General features: G+C 73.0%; 22 protein-coding genes. 18 read left to right on the top strand and 4 right to left on the bottom strand.

Annotated features, from left to right (window positions below):
* Positions 1-87 precede the first annotated feature (87 nt).
* Positions 88-1,572: a flavin monoamine oxidase family protein gene (locus R9X44_RS25170; protein WP_319816739.1), complete on the bottom strand. Its 1,485-nt coding sequence runs from the start codon at positions 1,570-1,572 to the stop codon at positions 88-90.
* 150 nt (positions 1,573-1,722) lie between these two features.
* Here R9X44_RS25170 and R9X44_RS25165 point away from each other — a divergent pair, with 150 nt between their 5' ends.
* The 6 genes from R9X44_RS25165 (at position 1,723) to R9X44_RS25140 (ending at position 6,575) form a co-directional block, all read left to right on the top strand.
* Positions 1,723-2,772: a Xaa-Pro peptidase family protein gene (locus R9X44_RS25165; RefSeq protein WP_319816738.1), complete on the top strand. Its 1,050-nt coding sequence runs from the start codon at positions 1,723-1,725 to the stop codon at positions 2,770-2,772.
* Between the two features lie 37 nt (positions 2,773-2,809).
* The gene (gene efp / locus R9X44_RS25160; protein WP_319816737.1) at positions 2,810-3,370 is read left to right on the top strand and encodes an elongation factor P; all 561 of its coding nucleotides are present in this window, start codon (positions 2,810-2,812) and stop codon (positions 3,368-3,370) included.
* Positions 3,370-3,786, top strand: a complete 417-nt coding sequence (gene nusB / locus R9X44_RS25155) for a transcription antitermination factor NusB (RefSeq protein WP_319816736.1) — start codon at positions 3,370-3,372, stop codon at positions 3,784-3,786. The genes efp and nusB overlap by 1 nt, the downstream gene beginning before the upstream one ends.
* A gap of 134 nt (positions 3,787-3,920) precedes the next feature.
* The gene (locus R9X44_RS25150) at positions 3,921-4,742 is read left to right on the top strand and encodes a class I SAM-dependent methyltransferase (protein ID WP_319816735.1); all 822 of its coding nucleotides are present in this window, start codon (positions 3,921-3,923) and stop codon (positions 4,740-4,742) included.
* Positions 4,732-6,027, top strand: a complete 1,296-nt coding sequence (locus R9X44_RS25145; protein WP_319816734.1) for a DNA polymerase IV — start codon at positions 4,732-4,734, stop codon at positions 6,025-6,027. Before R9X44_RS25150 ends, R9X44_RS25145 begins: the two co-directional genes overlap by 11 nt.
* 137 nt (positions 6,028-6,164) lie before the next feature.
* Positions 6,165-6,575, top strand: coding sequence for a DUF3040 domain-containing protein (locus R9X44_RS25140; RefSeq protein ID WP_319816733.1), 411 nt, complete (start codon positions 6,165-6,167; stop codon positions 6,573-6,575).
* Between the two features lie 169 nt (positions 6,576-6,744).
* Here the strand turns inward: R9X44_RS25140 and R9X44_RS25135 are convergent, their stop codons facing one another.
* Genes R9X44_RS25135 through R9X44_RS25125 form a run of 3 tightly spaced genes read right to left on the bottom strand, consistent with a single transcriptional unit; the run spans position 6,745 to position 11,208 of the window.
* Entirely contained in the window at positions 6,745-9,051 is a 2,307-nt protein-coding gene (locus tag R9X44_RS25135; RefSeq protein WP_319816732.1) for a transglutaminaseTgpA domain-containing protein, read from the bottom strand.
* A gap of 23 nt (positions 9,052-9,074) precedes the next feature.
* Complete coding sequence (locus R9X44_RS25130) at positions 9,075-10,280, bottom strand: DUF58 domain-containing protein (RefSeq protein WP_319816731.1); 1,206 nt, start codon at positions 10,278-10,280, stop codon at positions 9,075-9,077.
* Between the two features lies 1 nt (position 10,281).
* Entirely contained in the window at positions 10,282-11,208 is a 927-nt protein-coding gene (locus tag R9X44_RS25125; RefSeq protein ID WP_413774984.1) for an AAA family ATPase, read from the bottom strand.
* A gap of 451 nt (positions 11,209-11,659) precedes the next feature.
* Here R9X44_RS25125 and mraZ point away from each other — a divergent pair, with 451 nt between their 5' ends.
* From mraZ to R9X44_RS25065, 12 genes are all read left to right on the top strand, one after another.
* Positions 11,660-12,091 carry a division/cell wall cluster transcriptional repressor MraZ gene (gene mraZ, locus R9X44_RS25120; protein WP_319816729.1) on the top strand — a complete coding sequence of 144 codons (432 nt, stop codon included), beginning with the start codon at positions 11,660-11,662 and terminating at the stop codon, positions 12,089-12,091.
* 193 nt (positions 12,092-12,284) lie between these two features.
* A complete protein-coding gene (rsmH, locus tag R9X44_RS25115) occupies positions 12,285-13,238 on the top strand; it encodes a 16S rRNA (cytosine(1402)-N(4))-methyltransferase RsmH (RefSeq protein ID WP_319816728.1) in 954 nt (317 codons plus the stop codon).
* Positions 13,235-14,179, top strand: coding sequence for a hypothetical protein (locus R9X44_RS25110; RefSeq protein WP_319816727.1), 945 nt, complete (start codon positions 13,235-13,237; stop codon positions 14,177-14,179). The genes rsmH and R9X44_RS25110 overlap by 4 nt, the downstream gene beginning before the upstream one ends.
* A complete protein-coding gene (locus R9X44_RS25105) occupies positions 14,176-16,161 on the top strand; it encodes a penicillin-binding protein 2 (RefSeq protein ID WP_319816726.1) in 1,986 nt (661 codons plus the stop codon). Before R9X44_RS25110 ends, R9X44_RS25105 begins: the two co-directional genes overlap by 4 nt.
* Positions 16,162-16,224: 63 nt before the next feature.
* On the top strand, positions 16,225-17,724 hold the full coding sequence (locus R9X44_RS25100) for a UDP-N-acetylmuramoyl-L-alanyl-D-glutamate--2,6-diaminopimelate ligase (RefSeq protein ID WP_319816725.1): 1,500 nt from the start codon (positions 16,225-16,227) through the stop codon (positions 17,722-17,724).
* Complete coding sequence (locus R9X44_RS25095; RefSeq protein ID WP_319816724.1) at positions 17,721-19,115, top strand: UDP-N-acetylmuramoyl-tripeptide--D-alanyl-D-alanine ligase; 1,395 nt, start codon at positions 17,721-17,723, stop codon at positions 19,113-19,115. The genes R9X44_RS25100 and R9X44_RS25095 overlap by 4 nt, the downstream gene beginning before the upstream one ends.
* A complete protein-coding gene (mraY, locus tag R9X44_RS25090) occupies positions 19,112-20,188 on the top strand; it encodes a phospho-N-acetylmuramoyl-pentapeptide-transferase (RefSeq protein WP_319816723.1) in 1,077 nt (358 codons plus the stop codon). The genes R9X44_RS25095 and mraY overlap by 4 nt, the downstream gene beginning before the upstream one ends.
* A 14-nt stretch (positions 20,189-20,202) precedes the next feature.
* Entirely contained in the window at positions 20,203-21,594 is a 1,392-nt protein-coding gene (gene murD / locus R9X44_RS25085; protein WP_319816722.1) for a UDP-N-acetylmuramoyl-L-alanine--D-glutamate ligase, read from the top strand.
* Positions 21,591-22,856: a putative lipid II flippase FtsW gene (ftsW, locus tag R9X44_RS25080; RefSeq protein WP_413774983.1), complete on the top strand. Its 1,266-nt coding sequence runs from the start codon at positions 21,591-21,593 to the stop codon at positions 22,854-22,856. Before murD ends, ftsW begins: the two co-directional genes overlap by 4 nt.
* A gap of 67 nt (positions 22,857-22,923) precedes the next feature.
* A complete protein-coding gene (gene murG, locus R9X44_RS25075; protein ID WP_319816721.1) occupies positions 22,924-24,012 on the top strand; it encodes an undecaprenyldiphospho-muramoylpentapeptide beta-N-acetylglucosaminyltransferase in 1,089 nt (362 codons plus the stop codon).
* Positions 24,013-24,095: 83 nt separating this feature from the next.
* Entirely contained in the window at positions 24,096-25,484 is a 1,389-nt protein-coding gene (gene murC, locus R9X44_RS25070; protein WP_319816720.1) for a UDP-N-acetylmuramate--L-alanine ligase, read from the top strand.
* Between the two features lie 222 nt (positions 25,485-25,706).
* The gene (locus tag R9X44_RS25065; RefSeq protein WP_319816719.1) at positions 25,707-26,462 is read left to right on the top strand and encodes a cell division protein FtsQ/DivIB; all 756 of its coding nucleotides are present in this window, start codon (positions 25,707-25,709) and stop codon (positions 26,460-26,462) included.
* The last annotated feature ends 154 nt before the right edge of the window (positions 26,463-26,616 follow it).

Here is a 26,616-nt window from a genome sequence, read left to right as displayed (position 1 = left end):
CCCAGGGCCGGAGGGGCAGCGCCGGGCTCGCAAGAGCCCGATCACCGCGGCGACGGAGGAGCCGCAATCGAGCACAGCCCGATCGCGTCAGACCAGGGGGATTACTTCGGTGGCGGCGCGTTCGCCGGAGCGGACGGCGCCGTCCATGTAGCCGGTCCAGTAGTCGGAGGTCTCGGTGCCGGCCCAGTGGACGGGGCCGCAGGGGGTGCGCAGGGCCGCGCCGAACTCGGTGAGGACGCCGGGCGGGGCGATGCCGGTGGGGCCGCCGCCGCTCAGCGGGTCGGCGTCCCACAGGTGGTAGGCGTACTCGATGGGGGAGGCGGCCTGCGCGCCGAACAGCTTGGTGAACGACGCCAGGCAGGCCGCGGCGATCTCCGCGTCGGGCTTGCCGTGTAGTTTGCGCATGTTCGTCTGGTTGACGAAGCCCATGAGCAGCCCGCGCGACCCGTCGGGCGGGCTGTTGTCGAAGGTCGCGTCGATCGCGCCGGAGTCGGCGACGGCCTGGCCGGTGAGCCCCTCGGCCCGCCAGAACGGCGTCGGGTACACCGCGACGAACTTCGCGACCGACCCCATCGGGAACCGCTGGACGAGCTGGGCCCGCGCGGCGGGCAGCCCCGGCCGGAACTCGATCCCCGCGGTCTGCGACGGCGACATCGCCACGATCACCCGCTTGGCGCTGACCTGGTACCCGTCGCTCTCGACGAGCACGCGCGGCCCGTCCACGGTGACGCGCCTGACCCGGGTGTTCAGCCGCACCCGCGCGCCGAGCTGGGTCGCGAGCCGCAGCGGGATCTCCTGCGACCCGCCGACGACCCGGCTCTCCTGCCCGCCGCCCGCGGTGTTGATGAGCCGGTCGACGCTGCCGGGGCTCGTCGCGTTGCCCGCGGAAGCGATGTAGTTGAGCACGTAAAGGAGGGAGACCTCCTTGGAGCGGACCGACAGGGTCGAGGAGACGAACGCGTCGAGCAGGAAGCGCGCGCCCGAGCTGATCGTGTTGGCGCGCGACCAGGTGTGGAAGGTCTGGGAGTCCCACTCCTCGGCGCTCGCGGCCGCCCAAGGCTGCCCCGGGGTGATCTTGGACGCCATGTCGCGCAGCCGGGACAGCGCGATCTCCAGGTCGAGCACGCCCCAGTCGGGCGGGACCGCGCCGAGCAGGCCGTCGGTCGCGTAGGTCGACCGCTTGTTGTTGCGGAAGTAGACGTTCTTGCCCGTGTTGTACGTGGCGAAGGTCGTGACGCCGAGGCTCTGCGCGAGCGCGCTTACGCGGTCCTGGGTGGGGCCGATGAACTCCGCGCCCCCTTCGGTGACGCTGCCGTCCCCGAGCGTCATCCCGTACACGCGGCCGCCCGCGCGATCGCGTCCTTCGAGCACAACGACCGACTTGCCTGCGGCGACGATGTCACGCGCGGCCGTCAGCCCGGAAAGGCCGCCGCCCACAACGCACACATCCACCTCGACGGGTTCGCCGGGGTCCCCCGGCGCGGCGGAGGCCCCGGAAGAGGGCAGCGCGGCGAGGGAGGCCGCGGAGGCGACCGCGCCTCCGAGCATTCTTCTGCGGCTGAGAGACGTCATGGTGTGCTCGTCCTTGGGGGGAGGGGACTGCGGACATGAAGGACACTCGCGTTGAACCGCACAAGCTAGGGGAAGGAACCGCAGTCGATCAAGGCCGCCGCCCGGCGCGCGCGGCGGCGTCCGCGCGTCCCGGCCGCTTAGGGTCGGGGGATGCCGCAGATCCACCAGCAGCGCCGCGCCGCGCTCGCCGCGAGGCTCAAGGTCCCGGCCGCGCTGATCACCCGCCTCGTCAACGTCCGCTACCTCACCGGCCTCGCGTCGTCCAACGCGGCGGTCCTGGTGCGCGCCGACGGAACCGCGATCCTGGCCACAGACGGCCGTTATGCCGGAACCGCCGCCGCCGTCGCACCCGATCTGGAGACCGTCGTCGCCCCGCGCGTCGCCGAGGCGCTGATCGAGCGCGCGGGAGGGGAACTCGCGTTCGAGGCGCACGACATCACCGTCGAGGAGCACGCGCGGCTGTTCGCCGACGTGCGCGCGACGCCGCTCGGCCGCGTCGTGGAGGAGCTGCGGGAGGTCAAGGACGAGGCCGAGATCGAGCTCCTGCGCCGCGCGTGCGCCATCACCGACCGGGCGTTCGCCCTGGTCCTGAACCTGCTGGAGCCAGGCGTGACCGAGCGCCGCGTGGCCGTCGCGCTGGAGCGCCACATGATCGACCTCGGGGCCGACGGGATCGCCTTCCCGTCGATCGTCGCCTCGGGCCCCAACGGCGCGGTGCCCCACCACGTCCCCGGCGACAGGTTCCTCGCCGACGGCGACCTCGTCACGATGGACTTCGGCGCGCAGGTCGGCGGCTACCACGCCGACATGACGCGGACCGTCGCCATCGGGTCAGTCTCGGCGTGGCAGCGCGAGGTGTACGGCCTGGTCGCGGAGGCGCAGCGCGCGGCGGTCGCGGCGGCCGTGCCCGGCGCCGACGTCGCCGAAGTCGACGCCGCCGCCCGCACGGTGATCGCCGCCGGAGGGCACGGCGCGGACTTCAGCCACGGGCTCGGGCACGGGGTCGGCCTGGAGATCCACGAGGCACCGATGCTCGGCCCCTCCAGGACCGGTAAACTGGGGGATCGAGTTCCCGTCACCGCCGAACCGGGCGTCTACCTCGCCGGTCGAGGCGGTGTCCGGATCGAGGACACGCTCGTCGTCCGCTCGGGCGGCCCGGAGCTCCTCACCCAGACCACCAAGGAGCTGCTTGTCCTGTGACGCGCAGGGCGGCGGCCGATACGGAAAGACGATTCGAGTGGCGACGACGAACGACCTCAAGAACGGCCTTGTACTGAAGCTCGAAGGCGGCGAGCTGTGGTCGGTGGTGGAGTTCCAGCACGTCAAGCCGGGCAAGGGGCCCGCCTTCGTCCGCACCAAGATCAAGAACGTCCGCTCGGGCAAGACCGTGGACAAGACCTTCAACGCCGGCCTGAAGATCGAGACCGCCACCGTCGACAAGCGCGACATGCAGTTCTCCTACAAGGACGGCGACGACTACGTCTTCATGGACAACGAGACGTTCGAGATGCTGCACGTCTCGCCCGCCGCCCTCGGTGACGCCGCCAAGTACCTGCTCGACAACGGCCAGGCCATGCTGGCGCTGCACGAGGGCGAGGTGCTGTACGTCGAGCTTCCCGTCACCGTCGAGATCGTCGTCGCGCACACCGACCCGGGCCTGCAGGGCGACCGCTCCACCGGCGGCAACAAGCCAGCCACCCTGGAGACCGGCGCGGAGATCAAGGTCCCGCTGTTCATCACGACCGGCGAGAAGATCAAGGTCGACACCCGGACCGGCGACTACCTCGGCCGCGCCTGATGGCGGCTAGGTCCAAGGCCCGCAGGTACGCCTTCGAGGTGCTCTTCGAGGCGCAGCAGCGGGACATCTCGCCGGGCGAGGTGGCGCTGCGGCGCGACAAGCCCAAGGGCGAGCAGCTCGCCGAGCAGGCGCACGCGGTCCGGATCATCGAGGGGGTGACCCGGCACCGCGAGCGGATCGACGAGCTGTTGGCGACCTACGCGGTCGGCTGGACCCTCGACCGGATGCCCGCCGTGGACCTCACCGTCCTGCGGATCGGCGCTTTCGAGCTGCTGTGGGCCGACGACGTCCCCGACGGCGTCGCGCTGTCCGAGGCGGTGGCGCTGGCGACCGACTTCTCCACCGAGGAGTCGCCGAAGTTCGTCAACGGCCTGCTGTCGCGGCTCCAGGAGCTGAAGCCGAGCCTGGCGCTGTAGTCCGTCCGTCAGGGCCCGGTCTCCGCACGCGCGGGGGCCGGGCCCTGACGGCTTGGGCGGCGCGGATCGATGCCGGGAACCGGCCTTGCCGGGGAATGCCGAGGAATGTCGTACCCCGTGGTTAGGGTGGTGGCATGACCGTCGAGGAAGGGCTGTACCCGTCCCGGCCAGGGGGCGCGGCGAAGGCGCGGGCGGCCGCGGACCCGGTGTCCGCGGTGCGCGAGGCGCTGCGCCCCGTGCTGTCCGGCGGCCCGCTCGACGTCCTCGACGTCGGCGGGGGCACCGGCCACTACGCGGTCCCGCTCGCCGGGCTCGGCCACCGCGTCACCGTCGTGGACCCGAACCCCGACGCGCTGGCGATCCTTGAGCGCCGGGCGGCCGAGGCGGGGGTGGCGGTCCACGGCGTGCAGGGCGACGCCGCCGACGTCGCGGCGCTCGTCGGCCCCGACCGCGCCGATCTTGTGCTGTGCCACAGCGTCCTCGAGTACCTTGACGACGTTCCGGCGGGCGTCGCCGCGCTGGTCGAGGTGACCAGGCCCGGCGGGACCGTCAGCCTGCTCGTGCCGGGCGCGTTGGGCGCGGTCCTGCACCGGGCCGCGGCGGGGCGGTTCGCGGAGGCCAGGAAGGCGCTCACGGCCCCGGACGGCCGCTGGGGCGACCGCGACCCCGTGCCGCGCAGGTTCACGCGTGCGTCGCTGCTCGCGCTCGCGGCGGGCGCGGGCCTTGCTGAGCCGCGTGTCCAGGGCGTCCGGGTCTTCGGTGATCTTGTGCCGGGCGCGGCCGCCGAGGCCGATCCGCGCGCCGCCGAGGCACTCGCGGCGCTCGAGGCCGACGCGAGCACCCATCCCGTCCTGGCCGATCTGGCGGCGAGCCTGCACCTGGCGGCGGTCCGCCCGGCGCGCGACCCCTTGACCGAGCGCGGTGATCCGGAATCCGGCGGTCCCCGTGTCCCGTAAGCAGCAGCTCCACCGGCCGGGTCCGGTGCGCGGCCCCCTCGCCGACGACACCGGCTGTTCGATCCTGCACGTCGACATGGACGCGTTCTTCGTCTCGGTCGAGCTGCTGGAACGCCCGGAGCTGCGCGGCCGTCCCGTGCTCGTCGGCGGGAAGGGGCTGCGGGCGGTGGTGTCGGCGGCGTCGTACGAGGCGCGGCGGTTCGGCGTCCACTCGGCGATGCCGATGACCAGGGCGATGCGGCTGTGCCCGCAGGCCGTCGTGCTGACGCCCAGGCACACCAGATACGGCGAGCTGTCCCGGCGCGTCATGGAGATCCTGCGCTCGCTGACCCCGCTGGTGGAGCCGCTTTCGGTGGACGAGGCGTTCCTCGACGTCTCCGGCGCGGGCAAGCTGTTCGGCAGGCCCGCGGAGATCGCCGCGCTGATCCGCCGCAGGATCGCCGACGAACTCGGCCTCACCTGCTCGGTCGGCGTGGCCCCGACCAAGTTCCTCGCCAAACTCGCCTCCACCCGCTGCAAACCCGACGGCCTGATGGTCGTCCCCGCCGACGGGATTCTGGAGTTCCTGCACCCGCTGCCGATCGCGTCGCTGTGGGGGGTGGGCGAGCGCACCGAGGCCCGGCTGCGCGCGCTGGGGCTGGCCACGGTCGGCCAACTCGCCGCGGTGCCCGTCGCGACCCTGCGGGCCGAGCTCGGCAACGCCCTGGGCGCCCATCTGCACGAGCTGGCGTGGGGCCGTGATCCGCGCGGCGTCACCCCCGAAACCCCTGATCGCAGCGTCGGGGCCGAGGAGACCTACCAGAGCGACGTCGCCGACCCCGCCGAGGTCCGCAGGGAGCTGCTGCGCCTCGCCGAGCGCACCGGGGCGCGGGTCAGGGCGGCCGGCCTGCGCGGCAGGACGGTCAGCCTGAAGCTCCGCGAACCGGACTTCACCACGATCACCAGGTCGCGTACCCTGCCCGAACCCACGGACATGTCTCGTGTGATCTATCTCACAGCGTGCGAGCTGTTCGAGGCATCCGGCCGTGAGCGGGTACCACTCCGATTGATCGGGGTCCGTCTGGAGAATCTGTCGCAGGCGGGCGAGGCACCCCGCCAACTGGCCCTTGACGAGCCGGAGACGGGCTGGCGGGAGGCGGAGCAGGCGATGGACGAGGCCGCGCGCAGGTTCGGCAGCGGCGCGATCAGGCCCGCGGCGCTGCTCCCGCCGACGTCCCGCGGAGCCCGGCGGGACCCCGGTGGCGCACGGGACGCCGGAAACGCAAGGGGAGGCGCCGATGCATAGCTCGCAGCCCGACCGTCGGGGTTTTCTTCACTCAGGTCGTCTGGACTCGTATTCTGGGCATATCACCGTTAGCCAGGTCCCCGTCCGGCCAAGGAGCGCCAGGCACCGGAACCACGGGGCAGTCGTTGGGAGGCACCGTGCCGCTCTCTGAGCACGAGCAACGTCTGCTCGACCAGATCGAGCATGCGCTTTACGAGGAAGACCCGAAGTTCGCGCATGCCGTCCGTACCACCAACCCACAGAGCCACTACAAGCGTCAGATCATCAAAGCGGCGCTGGGCCTGGTGGTGGGCATCACCGTGCTCATGGCCGGCCTTGTCGTCGGGAAGGGCGGCGTCACCGTCGCCATCAGCGTCACCGGTTTCCTCCTCATGCTCGCCAGCGGCGTCTGGGCGCTCTCGAGCTGGAAGCGGATGACCGGAGTGGGCGCGACCGTCGACTTCGAGGCCGACGGCACCGCCGCCCAGCGCGGCGGCGGCCGTCAGTCCTCCGGCGGATTCATGAACAAGCTGGAGGAACGCTGGCGTCGCCGCTCCGAGGAGCAGTAACGCAGCACCACCCGCGTACGCGAGGGCCGCGCCCCCAGGGCGCGGCCCTCTCGCGTCCCCGCCCGGTCCTCGGCTCTGATCACGCCCGACCTACGTCCGGTGGAGCATCTGGCGTCCCCGCCCGGGGCCCGGGGCCTGGGGCCTGGGGCAGGGGGCCCGGGGCAGGGGGTCAGGGGGTGGGGTGGTCGCGGTGGGGGAGTCTGGCGCGCAGGGCCGACCAGGCGCGGCGGACCGCGTCGAGGGAGGAAGCGGGCAGCAGACGGGCGCGCAGCGAGACCGGGCCGGGGACGGCGTCGGACATGGCGGCGCGGACGGCCGCGGCGTCCGCGCGCAGGCCCTGGGTGCCCTGCGGGGGCAGGGCCTCGGGCGGGGCGTAGCGGGCGAGTTCCTGGGCCAGCGCGATCCGCGCGAGCGGCTGGGCGGCGTCCGGGCCGAGACGGGGCCCGAGGCGGCCGACGACGGCGCGCGGCGACTCCGACACCTGCCAGCCCAGGGAGTGGTCGAGGGTGTCGGCGCGCAGCTGCGCCCAGGCCGCGGCGGCCGGGTCGGGGGCGCGCCGCCAGCGCAGCAGCGACACAAGATCACGGACCAGCCGGGGCGCGGCGAGCACGAGCAGCACCGCGAGAATCCCCAAAATCCACAGGATCGGGACGGTGAAGCCGCCCTCGGTCGGCCGGCCGTCCGGGGTGTCGGCCGCCGCCCCGGCCGTCGGGGTGGGCGTGGCCGCGGCGCTCGCCTCAGCCGACGGGGTCGGCTCGGCGGAGTCGGTCTCGGTATCGTCCGTGCCGTTCTGGGCGTCGGGCCTGCGCGGCTCGGTGTACTCCGGCGCGCCCACCGACGTCGGCGCGCCGGTGCCGGGCGGGGTCGGCTCGAACCGCACCCAGCCGGTGCCCTCGAAGTACAGCTCGGGCCAGGCGTGCGCGTCGCGCTGCCGGACCACATAAGTCCCGTCAGACGTCCTGGTGCCGGGCGCGTACCCGACCACGACGCGGGTCGGGATGCCCAGCGACCGCGTCATCAGGGCCATGGTCGCCGCGAACTGCTCGCAGTAGCCGCGCCGGTCGTTCAGGAACGCCAGGAGGTCCGACATCTGGGTGGGCGGGGCGGGGTCGAGCGAGTAGGTGAACTCGCGGTTGAACCAGCGCTGGATCGCCAGCGCCCGGTCGAAGCGCGTCCTGGCGTTCTCGGTGACCTTGCGGACGAGCCGGTGCACCTCCTCGGGCAGCGGCGTGTCGATCCGCGTGTACTTCATCGGCCCGCCGCCCTCGGCCCTGCGCAGCTGCGCCGCGCTGGGGGTCGCGCGGCGGCTGGAGACGGTGTAGGTGAGGCCGTCGGCGTCCGAGGACGGCGAGTAGACCATGAGCGAGTCGCGGTCGGCCCGCCAGTCGTTGCCGTCGATCTCCACGGTGCGCGGCGCGTACGGCATCGCCAGGAACTTCATGTCGCGCACGTCGGGCCCGACGGTGACGACGGTCTTGGTGCTGACGTGCGCGGAGACGCTGAGGCCGGGCACGCGCGGCAGGGTGACGCCGTCGGCGATGCGGGGCGCGGTGCCCGAGCCGAGCGCCGAGTACGTCCAGCGCTCCTCCTCGAACACGTCGAGCGCGTACATCCGCAGGTAGTCGGGGTCGGGGTCGTCGGTGGTGTAGCGCAGGACCTCGGTGTCGCCGAGGTCGGTGAGCTTGCGCTTGAGGTCGACCAGCGGGTCGGCGGTGGTGATCGTCGCCGAGCCGCCCTGGCGGTCGTCCAGGTCGAAGATCCCGTGCGCGCCGAGCCCCGGCACGAGCGCGGGGATCGCGACCGCGACGGCGATCGCGGCGAGCCCCACCCGTTTGCCCGACGGCAGCCGTGGCGACGCCGTCGGCAGGCTGCCGTACCGCGACGGCACCGCCCTGCCCCACAGGCCGACCTGCTCGCGCGCCTCCATCGCCAGCAGCACGAGGTAGCCGCCCGCGCCGAGGGCGAACGCGATCCAGCTGACGCTCTCGGAGCGCGCGGCGGCGGCCGGGACGCTGTACATCGCCAGCAGCGGCAGCCCCGCCGGGGCGGCCCTGCGCAGCCGTACCGCGAGCAGGTCGACCATCGCCGCGACGAAGCCGATCCCGAACGCGGTCATGATCCGCACCCCGTCGCCGACGGGCAGGGGGGCGGCGTAGGTCTGCGCGGTGTGCCTGCCCTCGCGCAGCAGGTTCAGCATCTCCGTGATCGAGTCGGTGGTGGGGATCACCCACAGCAGCGCGTGGTCGCCGGTGAAGTAGGCGGTGAGGTACAGGTGCAGCGCGGCGAACGCGCCGACGACGGTGAAGACCGCGGGCAGCCGGAACCGCCGCACCACCGCGCCCGCGACGGCGACGACGATGATCGCGCCGAGCGACGGGATGACCCAGCTGCGGTTCTGGAAAAGCGGGGCGAGGCTCGTCGCGGCGAGCGCGGTCGCCGCCGCCGCGGCGAAGGCGAGCGCGGGCCGTGGCTTCATCGTCGGGTCCTCTCCGGGGGCCGTCACTGGCCCGCCCCCGCCCACACCGAGGGCAGGACCTCGAGCGAGGTCGGCGCGAGCACCCGCCACCCCGCCGCGTGCAACGTCGCCGCGGCCTGCGCGCCCTCACCCGCGGTGAGCAGCGCGATCGGGGCCGCGTTGCCGCCGGCCGCCGCGAGCGTGACGGCCTCCTCGTCGGTGAGCCGGCCCAGCACCGCGACGACGAGCCCGCCGACGCCCCCGGCCCCGGTCCCGGTCAGCGCCGCGACGCCCGGCACAAAACTGCGTTCCTCCGACATGGACACCACCGCCAGCGCGTCGAGGAGCTCACCGCCGGACTCCGCGCCCGCCGAGTAACTGACCGCCGCCTCGCGTCCGGCGTCGGTGGCGAGGCGCAGCGCGAGGCCCTCCTCGGCGAGGTGGACGCCCACCGACGCCGCCACCGACACCGCGAGTTCGAACGCCTCCTCCGACGGATGCGCCGACCGGCGGGTGTCGAGCAGCAGCGTGGCACGCCGCTGCCACTGCTGCTCCTCCCGGCGCACCATCAGCTCGCCGTAGCGCGCGGTGGAGCGCCAGTGGACGCGGCGCAGGTCGTCGCCGCGCCGGTACTCGCGCGGCGCGAGGTCGTCCTCGCCGCCGACCGCGATCGCGCGCGACCTGCTCTCCCCGTCGCCGTCCCACGACGTCAGCATCCGCTGCGACGGCAGGTCGACGATCCGCGGTGTGATCGTCAGGGTGTCGGTGAGGCTGAAGGAACGGGCGAGTTCCACGAGGCCGAACGGGTCGGCGAGCCTGACCGTCAGCGGGCCGACGCGGAACCTGCCCCTGACGTCCGAGCGCAGCCGGTAGCTCAGCTCGCGGAACCCGTGCGGCTCGATCCTGTCAAGGACGAAACGGGCACGGCCGCCGAGCGTGAACGGCACCCTGTCCTCCACGAGCAGCAGCCCCGACGGCAGCTTGGAGACGTTCTCCAGCCGCAGGTCGGCGCGCGCCTCGTGCCCGGCGGGCAGCCGCGACGGCCACAGCCGCCGCGCGCACGCGAGCCGGTAGCGGGTCCGGGAGACCGCGAGCGCGGAGATCAGCGGGAGCAGCAGGATCAGCAGCCCGGCGCGCAGCAGGTCGCGTTCGCCGAGCAGGAACGAGCACACCACCGCGGTGAATCCCGCCGCGACGAACGAGCGGCCGCGCGTGGTCAGCGCCTCGAGCGCCGCGGTGACGAAACCCACCTCAGCCCCGCAGCGGCAGCCGAGCGACGATCTCCGCGACGATCTGCTCCGGCCTGCGCCGCTCGACCCGCGCCTCGGCGGTCGGCAGCAGCCGGTGCGCCAGCACCGGGACGGCGAGCGCCTGGAGGTCGTCGGGCAGCACGTACTCGCGGCCGTCGAGGGCGGCGCGGGCGCGCGCGGCGCGCACCAGCTGGAGGGTGGCCCGGGGCGACGCGCCCAGGCGCAGGTCGGGGTGGTCGCGGGTCGCGGTGACGAGGTCGACCGCGTACTGCTTGACGGCCGCGGCCGCGTGCACGCGCCGGACCGTCTCGACGAGGCCGCGCACCTCCTCCACCGAGGCGACGGGCTGGAGGAGGTCGAGGGGGCTCGCCGCGCCGTGCGCGTCGAGCATGTCGAGTTCGGCGGCGAAGCTGGGGTAGCCCATGGAGATCCGCGCGGTGAACCTGTCGCGCTGCGCCTCGGGCAGCGCGTAGGTGCCCTCCATCTCGACGGGGTTCTGGGTGGCGATCACCATGAACGGCCGCTCGAGCGGGTGGGTGACCCCGTCGACGGTGACCTGCCGCTCCTCCATGCACTCCAGCAGGGCCGACTGGGTCTTGGGCGAGGCCCGGTTGATCTCGTCGCCGACGACGATGGTCGCGAAGATCGGCCCGGGGACGAACTCGAAGACGCGGCGGTCCTGCTGGAAGACGCTCACTCCGGTGATGTCGCTCGGCAGGAGGTCGGGGGTGAACTGGACGCGGCGGACCGTGCCGTCCACCGCGCGGGCGAGGGTCTTGGCGAGCATGGTCTTGCCGACGCCGGGGACGTCCTCGATGAGGAGGTGGCCTTCGGCGAGCATCACCGTCAACGCCAGATTGACGGCCTCGCTCTTGCCCTCGATGACGGACTCGACCGCGGACCTGATCTTCCCGGCGACGCCAGCCACGTCACCGAAACCGGTACCGGCGCCGCTTCGCACACCCACTGTCACGAACTCTCCGCCCTGCTCGGTGATTTCCCCACGGCCCAATGTAGGGGCTTCTGACGCCCATGGGCCGGTCGCAGCATTATCCGCTTTTTGCCGGTGTTACCGACAGTACGGCCTCCGCCGCCCCCGCGTCGCACCGACGGAGGAAGACCCCGCAGGGGGGCGCTTCGCCCGGCCCGCGCCGCGCCGCCGCGATGGCAACCGCCCCCACTTTCCCCCACCCGTCCTGAGCAGGGAGTTTCGGGCGGCGCACGGGTGCGAAACGCCAGTTTTCCTAGTTGACGGTGGGGAGGAGTGGAGTACAGTGGGGCGCTGTGGGGCAAGGGTCCCATGCATTCCCGGCCGTACGGCTCCACGGAGCCCGCGGCCTTCCCGAGCTGTAGGGCATACGGCGCCAGGGGGTGGGGCCTTGTTCCTCGGCACCCATCCGCTGCGCCTCGACGACAAGGGGCGGCTGTTCCTGCCGGCCAAATACCGCGAGGAGCTGTCAGGGGGACTGGTGATCACAAAAGGCCAGGAACGCTGCCTTTACGTCTTCCCCGTGGCGGAGTTCGAACGGATCACCCAAGCCCTGTCGACGGCCCCGACCACCGCCAAGGCGGTGCGCGCCTACAGCAGGGTCTTCTTCGCCAGCGCCTCCGACGAGGTCCCCGACAAGAGCGGCAGGATCGTCGTCCCGCAGGCGCTGCGCACCTACGCCGGCCTCGGCCGCGACTGCGTCGTGATCGGCGCGAACACCCGGCTGGAGATCTGGGACGCCCCCGCGTGGGAGTCCTATCTCGCGGCCGAAGAGGAGTCCTTCTCCGATCTGTCGGAGGAGGTGCTGCCGGGCGTCTTCTAGCTCGACCCGGGACGGGTCATCTCCGTCCGGCCAGGTCTCCACCCGCTCTCCCCGCCAGCTGGCGCAGCTTCCCCGGCGCCAGGTGGCCCTTCCTCAGGGCAAGCGGTTGGGGACCTGGCCGGGCGAACGACCCCCGCCCCGGGCGCATGTCCGATCGACCGCGAGCGGTCGGCTGCCGTGGGGGAGTAACACCATGAACGATCCCGGACACGTTCCGGTACTGCTCGATCGCGTCCTGCGGACGCTGGAGCCCGCCGTGGGGGCGCCGGGCTCGCTTTACGTCGACGGGACGCTCGGCATGGGCGGGCACGCCGAGGCGATGCTCACCGCATTCCCCTCCCTGCGGCTCCTCGGCCTCGACCGCGACACCGTCGCGCTGGAGCGGGCGGGCAAGCGGCTCGCCCCGTTCGGCGACCGCGTGACGCTGGTCCACGCCGTCTACGACGAACTGCCTTCGGTCTTGGCGCGCCTCGGCAAGCCGACGATCCAGGCCGTCCTGTTCGACCTGGGGGTGTCGTCGCCGCAGCTCGACGAGCCGGAGCGCGGGTTCGCCTACTCCTATGACGCGCCGCTCGACATGCGGATGGACCAGACGCGCGGGATGACCGCGGCGGAGGTGCTGAACACCTACCCGCCCGGCGATCTCGTGCGCATCCTGCGCGAGTACGGCGAGGAGCGCTTCGCCCAGCGGATCGTCTCGGCGGTCGTGCGGGAACGCGCCAGGGAGCCGTTCAGCGGCAGCACCCGGCTCACCGAGCTGGTGCGCAACGCGATTCCCGCGGCGGCCCGGCGTACCGGGGGCAACCCGGCGAAGCGCACCTTCCAGGCGCTGCGGATCGAGGTCAACAGCGAGCTCGCGGTGTGGGAGCGCGCGCTTCCGGCCGCGCTCGACGCGCTGTCGCTCGGCGGCAGGATCGCCGTGCTGTCCTACCACTCGCTCGAGGACAAGATCACCAAGCGGGTGCTCGCCGACCGCACCACCGACCACACCCCGCCCGGGCTGCCCGTGCCGCTGCCCGGGATGGAACCGAAGTTCCGCCTGCTGACCAGGGGCGGAGAGCAGGCCACCGAGGCGGAGATCGCCGGGAACCCGCGGGCCGCCTCGGTCCGCTTCCGCGCCGCCGAGCGGATCCGGGAGGACGCATGACGACGATCGAGCGCGGTGGTCCGCGCGGCCGTCGCGGGGCCAAGCCCGCCCGCGAGGCGGCGGCGTCCGATCCCGTGGACGCCCCGGCGCGCGGCGGGGCCGCCGCGAAGGAGGCGGCGAAGGAGGCAGTGAAGGAGGTCAAGCCGTCCCGCAGGACGCGCAAGGCCGCGGCCTCCGCCGACGTCGTGGAGGCCCCCGCCAAGCCCGCCCGCAAGCCGAGGGGCAGAGCCGCCGCCAAGGCCGCGTCCAAGGCGGAGCCCAAGACGACGGCGAAGGCGGCGTCCAGGGCGTCGGCGAAGGCCGGGGTCAAGACCGGGTCGCAGACCGAGGCCGGGACGGTTGTCGACCCCGCGCCCGGACGCGTCGCGCCGCGCCGCCGCGCGCCCGCGCGGGAGACGCCGACGCGCGAGCTGCCAGGCCGCAGGCAGCCCGACGCGCCCAAGCCCGCGAAGGCACAGCCCGCCAAGGCACAGCCCGCCAAACCCAAGGAGCCCGCGCGTGACGGACGCCCGAGGGCCCCGTTCGTGCTGCTGCTGCTCTGCCTGATGGGCGGGGCGCTGGTGTGTCTGCTCGTCCTGAACACCGTCCTCGCCCGCGACTCGTTCACGCTGAGCGCGTTGCAGAAGAGCGAGCGGCAGCTTCTACAGGAGAAGCAGCAGCTCGTGGAGGACATCGCCCGCGAGGAGGCCCCCGACAGGCTGGCGCTGAAGGCCGAGAACGAGGGAATGGTCCAGCCGGAGAAGCTCGCGTTCGTCGACCCGGTCGACGGCACGGTCACCGGCGGCAAGAAGCGGCAGGTCCCGTCGGCGGCCGCCGCTGCCGCCGCCGCGGCCGGGGTCATCGGCGTGCCGGGCGCGATCGTGCCCGGCGACGGCATCCCCGGCTACACCGGGCCCGAGCCCGGCGTGCAGACCGACCCCGCGGCACCGGGGGAGCGGTGACGGACCGGCCGCGCACCCCCGGCGGGGCCGTCCCGCCGGGGCGTCGCCCGCGCCCGCCCGCGCCCCGCAGACGGCCCGGAGGCGCGGGCACCCTGCCGGGTCCCGACGCCCCGCGCGGCACGGGCACGCGCCGCGCGGCCGCCGAGGGGCGCGCCACCGAGGGCCGGGCCGGGGAGGCGCGTGCGGGGGAGACCCGTCCGCAGCCGCCGCGTCCGCGCCCGCCGCGCCGTCCGCCGCCGCGCCGCCGTCAGACGATGCGGCTGAAGGACCCGATGAAGCGGCTGAACGCGGGCCTGCTCATCATCGCCTTCGTGCTTTCGCTGTTCGCCGGACGGCTCGTGCAGCTCCAGGGCATCGACTCGGAGAAGTACGAGGCCGCCGCGATCAAGCAGCGGCTGCGGCTGATCGAGCTGCCCGCCGTGCGCGGCATCATCACCGACGCCTCGGGCGCGCCGCTGGCGCTCACCCAGGAGGCGCGCGGCGTGTTCGCCGACCCGTCGATGATCGACCCGGCCAAGCGCACCGAGATCGCCGCGCGGCTGTCTTCGATGCTGGGCCTCGACGTCCAGCAGGTCCTCGAGGCGATCAGCACCCCCAAGACCCGCTATGTGCCGCTGGCGCACGCGGTCACCCCGGAGAAGGGGCGGCTCGTGCTGTCGCTCGGCTACCGCGGCATCGGGGTGGTGCCCGAGTCGCGCAGGTCCTACCCGGCCGACGCCGTCGCCGCGAACGTCATCGGCTTCGTCAACCAGGACGGCGACGGCGGCGCGGGCCTGGAGTACGCGCAGAACAAGCTGCTGAAGGGCGTGGACGGCTGGCAGCGGGTGGAGATCAGCGCGGGCGAGGGCCAGCACATCCCGATGGGCGAGGGCCAGACCAAGGACCCGGTCCCCGGTCAGGGCCTGCGGCTGCACCTCGACCAGGACATCCAGTGGCAGGCCCAGGAGGCGCTCGCCGAGGCCGTCAAGAAGCACAAGGCCGAGTCCGGCACGGTGATCGTCATGACGCCGGACGGCAAGATCCTGGCGATGGCGTCCGCGCCGACGTTCGACCCGAACGACTACGCCAAGGCGTCGGGGAGCGCGTTGCAGAACCGTGTCGTGCAGGAGGCGTTCGAGCCGGGCAGCACCGGCAAGATCATCACCGCCGCCGCGCTGCTCGAGGAGGGCCTGGTCACCCCCGAGACGCCGTTCACGGTGCCGGACCACATCTGGAAGTACACCAAGAAGTTCAAGGACTCCCACAGCCATCCGCCGTACAAGAACATCACGTTCGCCGGGATTCTCGCCAAGTCCAGCAACGTCGGGACGATCCTTGCGTCGGAGAACCTTCCGGACGACAAGCTGTACAACTACCTGACGGCGTTCGGCTTCGGCAGCCAGACCGGCGTCGGCCTGCCCGGGGAGACCGCGGGCCTGCTGAACCCGCCCAAGACCTGGAGCGGCACCGACCGCTACCCGATCTCCTTCGGCCAGACGGTGTCGGTCAACGCGCTGCAGATGGCGAGCGTCTACGCGACGATCGCCAACGGCGGCGTCCGCGTCACCCCCACGCTCGTCGCGGGCAGCCTCGACGAGGAGGGCGCGTTCACCGCGGCCCCCGCGCCGCAGAGCCGCCGCGTCATCCGCGAGGAGACCGCGCGCCAACTCGTCAGCATGTTGGAGGGCGCGGTCGGCCGCGACGGCACCGCCGCGTCCGCCCAGATCCCCGGATACCGTGTCGCGGGCAAGACCGGAACCGCCGAGCGCTACGTGGAGAAGGCGGGCGGCTACGAGGGGTACACCGCCTCGTTCGCGGGCATGGCTCCGGCCGATGATCCACAGCTCATCGTCCAGGTCGTGCTGCAAGATCCCAAGCCGGAGTACTACGGTGGCGTGGTGGCGGCCCCGGTCTTCCAGAAAGTGATGTCCTTCGCCCTGAAGTCCCGCAAGGTGCCGCCCACCGGAACTGTCGCGCCGACGTTGAAGATGTTCGCCGACTGACCGCCAACCGGGAGGTCGCCTCCGGCGTCCCACAGAGCAATGTCCGCACGAGAGAGTTACCAGATGCGTCCTTCGAGCAATCCGGCGCGGCCGCTGACCGGCCTCGCCGAGCGGCTGGGGGTGCAGTGGCGGGGCGACGGCGAGGTCTCCGGGATCACGCACGACTCCCGCCAGGTCCAGCCGGGCGACCTGTACGCCGCGCTCCCCGGAGCGCGCTTCCACGGGGCCCGGTTCGCCGCGCAGGCGGCCGACGCCGGGGCCGCGGCGATCCTCACCGACGCCGAGGGCGCCGCCGACGCCGAGGCGACGGGCCTGCCCGTCCTCGTCGTCCGCGCGGTCCGCCCGGTGCTCGGCGACGCCGCCGCCTACGTCTACGGCGACCCCGCCGACGGCCTGCTGCTGGTCGGCGTGACCGGCACCAGCGGCAAGACCACCACCGCCTACATCCTCGAGGCGGGCATGGAGGGCTCGGGCCTGCCCGCCGGGGTCATCGGCACGGTCGAGACCCGGATGGCCGGGGAGCGGATGCCGTCGTCGCTGACCACCCCCGAGGCCACCGACCTGCACGCGATCCTGGCGACCGCGCGCGAGCGCGGCATCGGCGCGGTGGCGATGGAGGTCTCCAGCCACGCGCTCGACCAGGGCAGGGTCGGCGGCGCGGTCTTCGACGTCGCGCTGTTCACGAACCTTTCCCAGGACCACCTCGACTACCACCCGACCATGCGCGACTACTTCAACGCCAAGGCCGCGCTGTTCACCCCCGCGCGCAGCCGGGTCGGGGTCGTCAACGTGGACGACCCGTGGGGCAGGGAGCTCGTCGCCCGCGCGGGCGTGCCGATCACCACGTTCTCCCCGGGCGGCGACCACGCGGCCGACTGGCGGGCCGAGGAGGTCAGGATGGGGGCCGACGGCAGCGTCTTCCGCATCGTCGGTCCGCTGGGCATCGAGGCCGACGCGCGCATCGACCTCGCGGGCCCGTTCAACGTCGCCAACGCGCTAGGCGCGATCGTCACCCTCGTGGAGGCGGGGCTGCCGCTCCAGCGCGCGGTGGCGGGCGTGGCGCACATGCCGGGCGTGCCCGGCCGAATGGAGCAGGTGGACGAGGGCCAGGAGTTCGCGGCGCTGGTCGACTACGCGCACAAGCCTGGCGCGGTCGAGGCGGTGCTGACGACGCTGCGGCCGGTCACCGCAGAGAAGCTGATCATCGTGCTCGGCTGCGGCGGCGACCGCGACAAGGGCAAGCGGCCGCTCATGGGCGAGGCCGCCGTACGCCTCGCCGACCTCGCCGTCTTCACCGACGACAACCCGCGCTCGGAGGACTCCCTGGCGATCCTCGCCGCAATGGTCGAGGGCGCGCTGAAGGTCCCCGCCGACGAGCGCGGCCACCTCGTCGTGGAGCCCGACCGGGCGGCGGCGATCGAGCTGGCGGTCGCCCGCGCGGGGCGCGGCGACGTCCTGGTCGTCGCGGGCAAGGGCCACGAGCGCGGCCAGTACGCCGCCGGGCGCGTCATCCCGTTCGACGACCGAGAGGTCCTCGCCAAGGCGATCAGGGGGCGGCAGTGATCGGACTGTCCCTTGCGCGGATCGCGGAACTGACCGGGGGAGCGGCCCACGGGGGGCCCGCCGAGGTCACCGGACCCGTCGTGATCGACTCGCGGCTCGCCGAGCCCGGCGCGCTGTTCGTGGCGCTGCCCGGCGAGCGCGTCGACGGCCACGACTTCGCGTCCGCCGCCGTCGAACGCGGCGCGGCGGCGGTGCTGGGCGCGCGGGCCCTGCCCGGCATCCCGACGGTCGTGGTCCCCGACGTCGTCGCGGCGCTCGGCGCGCTAGCGCGCGGGGTCCTCGCCGAACTGCCCGAGCTGACGGTCGTCGGCGTCACCGGCTCGTCCGGCAAGACCTCAACCAAGGACCTCATGGCCCAGGTGTTCGCCGCCGCCGGGCCGACTGTCGCCCCGGCCGGGTCGCTGAACAACGAGATCGGCCACCCCCTGACGGTCCTGCGCGCCGACGCCGAGACCCGCTACCTGGTGCTGGAGAAGGCCGCGCGCGGCGTCGGCCACATCCGGTACCTCGCCGAGATCGCCAGGCCGTCGGTCGGCGTCGTGCTCAACGTCGGCACCGCGCACCTCGGCGAGTTCGGCGGCCGCGAGGCCGTCGCCAGGGCCAAGGGCGAACTGGTCGAGGCGCTCGACGCCGCAGGAACCGCCGTGCTGAACGCCGACGACCCCCTGGTGGCGGCGATGGCGGAGCGGACGGTGGCCCGGGTCGTCGCCTATGGAAGGGCCGCGACCGCCGACGTGCGCGCCGAGGACGAGACCTACGACGCCGAGGGCAGGGCGTCGTTCACCCTCGTCACCCCCGAAGGCTCAGCGCCCGTCACGCTGCGCCTGCACGGCGCGCACGCCGTCTCCAACGCGCTCGCCGCCGCGGCGGCCGCACGGGCGGCGGGGCTCGATGTGACGCTCGTCGCGGAGGCGCTGTCGCGCGCGGTGCCGGTGAGCCGCTGGCGGATGGAGGTCACCCGCAGGGCCGACGGCCTGACCGTGGTCAACGACGCCTACAACGCCAACCCCGAGTCGGTGCGCGCGGCCCTCGACGCGCTCGCCCGCATGGCGGAGGGGCGGCGGACGTACGCCGTACTCGGCCACATGGCCGAGCTGGGTGCCGCGTCCGTTGCGGAACACGAGAAGATCGGACAACATGCCGCCCGGACCGGAGTGGCCGGTCTGATCGCGGTGGGCCCGGACGCGGCGCCCCTCCTGGAGGGGGCGAAGCGGATCGGGACATGGAACGGAGAGTGCGTACAGGTGGATGACGTCGGTACGGCCGTGGCCGTGCTGGGCGAACGGCTGGGGCCGCGCGACGTGGTGCTCGTCAAGGGCTCCCGGGTCGCGGGCCTGGAACGGGTGGCCCAGGCACTGCTCGCGGACGCCCCCCCGGAGGCTTCGGCGTGAACAACGTAATCCTGGCGAGCGGGATCGCCCTCTTCATCGGCCTGCTCGGCACCCCCCTGTGGATTCGCCTTGTGGTGCGGCTCGGCTACGGCCAGATGATCCGCGAAGACGGTGTGGCCACGCACCTCAGCAAGCGCGGCACCCCCACGATGGGCGGCACCGTGATCGTCGTCGGGTCGCTGCTCGGTTACGCGGCCGCGCACCTGATCACGTGGACCCAGCCGACGATCTCGGCGGGCCTTGTGCTGTTCCTCATGACCGGCCTCGGCGTCGTCGGCTTCATCGACGACTACATCAAGGTCTTCAAGCAGCGCAGCCTCGGCCTGCGGAGCCGGGCGAAGGCGACGGGCATCGTCATCGTCGGCGTGATCTTCGCCGTCGGATGCCTGCAGTTCCCCAACGAGATGCAGATCACCCCCGCCGACAGCTACCTGTCGTTCCTGCGCGACTTCGGCCCGAACATCGGCCCGTACCTGTTCGTGCTGTGGGCGCTGATCCTCATCCAGGGCGTGTCCAACGGCGTGAACCTCACCGACGGGCTCGACGGCCTCGCCTCGGGCACCGTCGGCCTGATCCTCGCCGCCTACGTGATCATCGGGAACTGGCAGTTCCGGCAGAGCTGCATCGTGCAGGGCCTCGAGCCGCACTGCTACTGGGTCCGCGACCCGCTCGACCTCGCCGTCGTCGCCGCCGCGGTGCTCGGCGCGTGCTTCGGCTTCCTGTGGTGGAACGCGCCCCCCGCGAAGATCTTCATGGGCGACACCGGCTCGCTCGCCCTCGGCGGCGTCCTGGTCGGCCTGGCGATCACCACCCGCACCCAGATCCTGCTCGCCATCCTCGGCGGCCTGATCGTGCTGATCACGATGTCGGTGATCCTGCAGGTAGGCTGGTTCAAGCTGAGCGGCAGGCTGCTCGGGCAGAACAAGCGGCTGTTCAAGATGGCCCCCCTCCAGCACCACTTCGAGATGTCGGGCTGGGCCGAGACGACGATCGTCGTCAGGTTCTGGCTGATCTGCGGGCTGTGCGTGGCCGCCGGCGTCGGACTGTTCTACCTGGAGTGGGTGCCGAAGTAGATGGACGGCAAGTGATGGGCTTCAAGGACGTGCGCGTCGTCGTCGCCGGGCTCGGGGTCTCCGGGCGGGCCGCGGCGCGCGCGCTGGCCGGGCGCGGCGCGGTCGTCACCGGCGTCGACGCCCGCACCGAGATCGACGGGGCCGCCGAGCTCACCTCGGTCGGCGTCCGGCTGCGCCTTGGCGACGGCGACAGCCTCCCCGACGGCGTCGATCTCGTCGTCACCTCGCCGGGCTGGAAGCCGACCTCGCCCCTGCTGGCCGCCGCGGCGGCCGCGGGGGTCGAGGTGATCGGCGAGGTGGAGCTGGCGTGGCGGCTGCGTCCCGAGACGGGCGCGGCCCCCTGGCTGGCGATCACCGGCACCAACGGCAAGACCACCGCGGTGCGCATGCTCACCTCGATCCTGCGCGCGGCGGGCCTGGACGCGGTCGCCGTCGGCAACGTCGGCGAGCCGATCGTGGAGGCGGTGACGGCCGGGCACGACGTCCTTGCCGTCGAGCTGTCCAGCTACCAGCTGCACTGGTCCTCGACGCTCGACCCGCGCGCGGCGGTGATCCTCAACCTCGCCCCCGACCACCTCGACTGGCACGGCTCGCTCGACGCCTACGGCGCGGCCAAGGCCAAGATCTACGGCCCGAACACCGTGCGGGTCTGCAACGCCGACGACCCCGTCACCGTCGCGCTGGCCGGGCCGGACGCCCAGCGGTTCACCCTCGGCACGCCCGCGCCCGGCGAGTTCGGCGTCGTGGAGGACCTGCTGGTCGACCGCGCCACCACCGAGGACCCGGTCCGCTCGGCCGAGGAGCTCGCCTCGCTCGCCGACGTGGCCCCCTTCGCCCCGCACAACGTCGCGAACGCGCTAGCGGCCGCCGCCCTTGCCAGAACGGTCGGCGCGTCGTGCGAGGCCGTCAGGGAGGGCCTGCGCGCCTTCCGGCCCGACCCGCACCGCATCGCGCACGTCACCGAGATCGACGGCGTCGCCTACGTGGACGATTCCAAGGCCACCAACCCGCACGCGGCCGCCGCCTCGCTCGCCGCCTACGAGCACATCGTGTGGATCGCGGGCGGACTGCTGAAGGGCGCGGACGTCGACGACCTCGTCCGCCAGGCCGCGCCGCGGCTGCGCGGGGCGGTCCTGCTGGGCGCCGACCGCGCCCAGATCGCCGACGCGCTCGCGCGACACGCCCCGGATGTCCCGGTCCTGGACGTATCCGCGACCGACACTTGTGCGATGGATCTCGTGGTGACCGAAGCCGCCCGGCTCGCCCGTCCCGGCGACACCGTGCTGCTCGCCCCGGCCGGGGCGTCGATGGACATGTTCGCCAACTACGGGGCGCGCGGCGACGCGTTCGCCGCGGCCGCGCACCGGCTCGCGGCGGCCCGGAACGGCCTGAGCCGGGAAGCGTGACCGCCGTGGCCGGCCAGGAGCCGGAGACCGGGGCCCGCCGGGGGCCCCGCGCCCACGTCGCGCACGCGCTCGGCCTGCTCGACCGGCCGCTCACCTCGTACTACCTGGTGATCGGCTGCACCCTGCTGCTGCTCGCGCTCGGCCTGACGATGGTGCTGTCGGCGTCGTCGGTGACCCAGCTGAAGTCGACGGGCTCGGCCTTCACGCTGCTGCAGAAGCAGGCCACCTGGGTGGCGATCGGCCTCCCCCTGATGGCGCTGACCGCGATGCTGCCGCCGCGCTTCTTCCGGGTCGCCGCCTACCCGATCCTGCTGCTGTCGGTCCTGGCGCTCGCGCTCGTGCTCGTGCCGGGACTCGGCCAGAGCGCCAACGGCGCGACCCGCTGGCTCAGCTTCGGCGCGGGGTTCCAGCTCCAGCCGTCCGAGCCCGCCAAGCTCGGCCTCGTGCTGTGGGGCGCGGACCTCCTGGCGCGCAAGGAGAAGCTGCGGATGCTGAACGACTGGCGGCAGCTGCTGATCCCGCTGATGCCCGGCGCGGGCATCCTCGTGCTGCTGGTGATGCTCGGCAACGACCTCGGCACGACCCTCGTCGTCTTCACGATCTTCCTCGCGCTGCTGTGGGTGATCGGTGCGCCCGCCCGTCTGTTCGTCGGGATCTCCGGCCTCGTCGTGCTGCTCACCAGCATCCTGATCGTGGTCGAGCCCTACCGGATGCAGCGCCTGACGGGGTTCCTCGACCCGACCGGCGACCCCCTGGGCATCAACTACCAGAGCAACCAGGGCCTGTACGTCCTCGGCTCGGGAGGTGTCTTCGGCACGGGCCTTGGCGAGGGCAGGGCCAAGTGGGAGTACCTGCCGCACGGCGACACCGACTTCATCTTCGCCGTCCTCGGCGAGGAGCTCGGGCTCGTCGGGACCCTCATCGTCCTCGGGCTGTTCGGGCTGCTCGCCTACGCGGGACTGCGGGTCGCGCGGCGGGTGCGCGACCAGTTCATGCGGCTGGCCGCCACCGGCATCACCGCGTGGGTCGTGGTCCAGGCGATCGTGAACATCGGGGCGGTCATCAACGTCCTACCCATTACCGGAATCCCGCTGCCGCTGGTCTCCTATGGGGGGTCCGCCCTGATTCCGACCCTGATCGGACTCGGCGTCCTGCTGTCCTTCGCCAAACGGGAACCGGGAGCCCGGCAGGCTCTGGCCGCACGTGGCCCCGGACCGGCCGCCCGCGCTCTAAGCTGGCTGGGTCTGGGCCGGTCCAGATGAACCCCCCGTCCGAGATCCAAGGATCTCCACCGAGACACGGATCTCCCCGCAGAAAGGTCGTCGCGTCATGAGGGTTGTTCTCGCCGGTGGCGGCACCGCCGGTCACATCGAGCCTGCGCTCGCCCTCGCAGACGCGCTGCGGCGGATCGACCCGTCGACCAGGGTGACCTGCCTGGGCACCGAGCGCGGCCTGGAGACCACGCTGGTGCCGCAGCGCGGGTATGAGCTCGCGCTGATCCCGCCCGTGCCGCTCCCGCGCACCCTCACCCCCAAGCTGCTGGCCGTTCCGGGCCGTCTGAACAGCGCGATCAACGCCGCCGCCGGGGTGCTCGACCGCACCGGCGCGGACGTCCTCGTCGGCTTCGGCGGGTACGTCGCGAGCCCCGCCTACCTCGCCGCCCGGCGCAGGCACGTCCCGATCGTGGTGCACGAGGCCAACCCCAAGCCCGGCATCGCCAACAAGCTCGGCGCGCGCTTCACCGACCACGTCGCGGTCTCCCACCCCGACACCCCGCTGCCGAACGCCCAGTTCGTCGGCATCCCGATCCGCCGCCAGATCGCCGAGCTCGACCGGCTGGCGATCGGCGACAAGGCGCGCAGCTACTTCGGCCTCGACTCCGACCTGCCCACGCTGCTGGTCTTCGGCGGCTCCCAGGGCGCGCGCTCGCTCAACCGCGCCGCCGTCGCCGCCGCGCCCGCGTTCCGCGCGGCGGGTGTGCAGGTGCTGCACATCGTCGGCAAGAAGAACACCGAGGAGGCCGAGCCCGGCCGTCCCGGCGAGCCGCAGTACGTCACCATCCCCTACTGCGACCGGATGGACCTCGCCTACGCCGCCGCCGACCTGGCCATGTGCCGGTCGGGCGCGATGACCTGCGCGGAGCTGTCGGCCGTCGGCCTGCCCGCCGCCTATGTGCCGCTGCCCATCGGCAACGGCGAGCAGTCGCTGAACGCCGCGCCCATCGTCAACGCGGGCGGCGGGATCATGGTCGACGACAACGCGCTCACCCCGCAGTGGATCGTGGACCACGTGCTGCCGATCCTGAAGAACGCCGACCTCGTCGTGCAGATGTCGGAGGCCGCGGCGTCCATGGGCCGCCGTGACGCCGACGCCACCCTCGCGCGTATGGTCTTCGAGGTGGTCCGCGCCGGAAGGTAGGCGCGCACGGGCAGCACAGAAGACAAGTCACACAGCAGCACAGCACGACAGCCGCGCACAGCCGCGCAGAAGGTGGAAAACCGTTGAGCCTGGTCAGCCCCGTCGACGTCGTGCCCGCCGATCGGCTGGGCCGCGTCCACTTCATCGCGATCGGCGGCGCCGGCATGTCCGGCATCGCAAGGATCATGCTGGCGCGCGGCATGGCGGTCTCCGGCAGCGACGCCAGGGACTCGGAGATCCTGCGGGAGCTCGGCGACCTCGGCGCGCGCGTCCACGTCGGGCATGACGCGGCGCACCTCGGCGACGCCGACACCGTCGTGGTGTCCACCGCGATCCGGGAGGCCAACCCCGAGCTCGTCGCGGCGCGCGAGCGCGGGGTGCGCGTCCTGCACCGGGCGGCGGCGCTGGCGTCGCTGATGGCCGGGCGGCGTGCCGTGGCCGTCGCCGGGACGCACGGCAAGACGACGACCACCTCGATGCTCACCGTCGCGCTCCAGGCCGCCGGGCTCGACCCGTCGTACTGCATCGGCGGCCAGCTGGTCACCACGGGCCTGGGGGCCGACGAGGGCAGCGGCGACGTGTTCGCCGCCGAGGCCGACGAAAGCGACGGCTCCTTCCTCATGTACACCCCACGCGTCGCGGTGATCACCAACGTCGAGGCCGACCACCTCGACAACTACGGCGGCTTCGAAGAGGTGAAAGCCAACTTCGCGCGGTTCGTTGAGCGGATCGAGCCCGGAGGCGTCCTGGTCGCCGGGATCGACGACCCCGTCGTCCGGGAGTTGGCTGCGGGCGCGCCCAAGGTGCTCACCTACGGCGAGGCCGAAGACGCCGACCTCCGCATCACCGGCTTCACCCCGCGCGGCCTCGGCTCGACCTTCCAGGTCTCCGGCGTCGGCGAGGTGGCGCTGGGCGTCCCCGGCCGGCACAACGCGCTCAACGCCGCGGCCGTCATCGGGGTCGCGACGGCGCTCGGGGCCGACCTCGCCGCCGTCGTGAAGGGCCTCGCGGCGTTCGGGGGAGCGCGGCGCAGGCTTGAGCTGAAGGGCGAGGCGGGCGGCGTCCAGGTCTTCGACAGCTACGCCCACCACCCGACCGAGCTGACCGCCGACCTGTCGGCCACCCGCGACTACGTGCGCGAGACCGGCAGGGGCAGGATCGTCACCGTCTTCCAGCCGCACCTGTACAGCCGCACCCGCTTCTTCGCTGCCGAGTTCGGCGCGGCGCTCGGCGCGAGCGACGTCGCGGTCGTCCTCGACGTGTACGGCGCGCGTGAGGACCCCGAGCCTGGCGTCACCGGACGGCTCATCTCCGACGCCGTCCCGGCCGGGCCCGAGGTGCACTACCTTCCGGACTTCGCTTCGGCGGCCGCCGAGGTCGTCGCCCTCGCCAGGCCGGGCGACGTCGTCATCACCGCGGGCGCGGGCGACGTCACCACGCTCGGCCCCGCGATCCTCGGGCTGCTGTCCTAACCGCCGGCCTTCCTGAACCCGGCCTTCCTGAAGGCCGGGCTTCCTGAACCCGGCCCTTCCTGAACCCACGCCTTCCTGAGGGTTGGCCTTCCAGAGGGTCGGCCTTCCTGAACGCGCGGCCAAGGCCGGGCTTTCTGAACGCGTGGCGGGCTGAGCCGGGGAGGGGACGGTCCGGGCGTGTCGGGCACCGGGGCGACGCCGTCGGCGGGCCATCATCGTCAGATGCCCCAGACGCCCCCGCCCACGCGGACCCGTCCCGCGACCCCGTCAGCCGCGCCCGCCGCCCGTGCGCCGCGCCGCCGCGACCGGTGGAAGGTCCTTTTTGTCCTGCTGCTGCTCGCCGGGCTCGTCGGCGCGGCGGTGTGGGTGGTGCTCGGCTCGCGGCTGCTCGTCGTGCGCGACGTCGAGGTGCGCGGCCTGTCGCTGCTCGCCCGCAAGCAGGTGCTCGACGTCGCCCAGGTGCCCGTCGGCACCCCGATGGCCCGGCTTGACGTCGGCGCGGTCGAGCGGCGGATCGCTGCGGTGCGCGAGGTGGAGTCGGTGAAGGCCGAGCGGGCCTGGCCGACGACCCTCGTGATCCGGGTGGTCGAGCGGGTCCCGGTGGCGTCCTTCGCACGCGACGGCGTCTACGCGCAGCTCGACAGGTTCGGTGTGACAGTTCTCACCGGCCCCCGCAAACCCGGCCACCTGCCCGAACTCGTGGTCGCCGCGCCGGGCGCGGGCGACCCCGCGACCCGTACCGCGCTCGCCGTTCTGCGCGGCCTGCCCGACCGTTGGCGGGCCCGGCTGACGGCGGTCGAAGCGCCCGGCCCCGAACACGTCATCCTGCGGCTTGAAGGCGGCCTCGCCGTGGTCTGGGGAGCGGCGGAACGCGGTCCGGAGAAGATCAAGTTGCTTGAGGCACTGCTTTCCACGAAAGCGGGAAAGGCGGCCCGTACGGTCGATGTGAGCGCACCCGGAGTGGTCACTACCAGATGATCGGTAATTCCCGCGAATCGGGGCGAGCGTCGCGCAGTACGACACGCCGAATTCCCCGGCGCGCGGTTAGTTGACCCTGATGGGGGGCGGCCCTACTGTCCCTAGCAGCCCTCAGGTTTACATAACTGTAAGCCTCAAGTAGAGGGTAAAGGTT

It is taken from the genome of Actinocorallia sp. A-T 12471 (assembly GCF_033875155.1).
In the GTDB taxonomy this organism is placed as follows: Bacteria; Actinomycetota; Actinomycetes; order Streptosporangiales; family Streptosporangiaceae; genus Actinocorallia.
Note: the sequence above shows the minus strand (reverse complement) of the source record. Positions and strands in the feature narration are given on the sequence as shown.